Annotated in this window: 1 protein-coding gene; it reads left to right on the top strand. The window is 50.8% G+C overall.

Annotation, left to right across the window (positions count from 1 at the left end; genetic code table 11):
* Nucleotides 1-317, top strand: a 317-nt coding sequence (locus AC1RPG_RS08610) for a hypothetical protein (RefSeq protein WP_481762572.1), incomplete at both ends; no start/stop codon positions are given.

Raw genomic sequence — 317 nt, 5'->3', positions numbered from 1 at the left:
GCGTAGATAACCTGCGTCTAGATATCTATTCGGACTCTTCCAACCAAGCATTCAAGTACCTACAGGCGTGGAACAATACGATTCTCACGCCATTTGGTGCCACGGCAGCTGCCACGATGGGCGGTGGTTGGGGACGCCCGTCGGACTACAAGAAGCCAATCTTCGTGTATCTGTTGGACGTGACTAACTCCGTGGTTGCCGTCATTGAATATGTTGAGTGTTGGCCCATGACGTTCGAGCAATATACTTTGGAGTCCGGAGCAAGTACACGGATCGTCAACCGCGTAACGTTCTCAGTCGGTGACGTATTCATAAAT

The sequence above is a fragment of the Dellaglioa sp. CoH-57-MRSF-18 genome, from assembly GCF_056781995.1.
The sequence above is the reverse complement of the archived record's forward strand: the minus strand, read 5'-3'. Positions and strand labels throughout refer to the sequence as shown.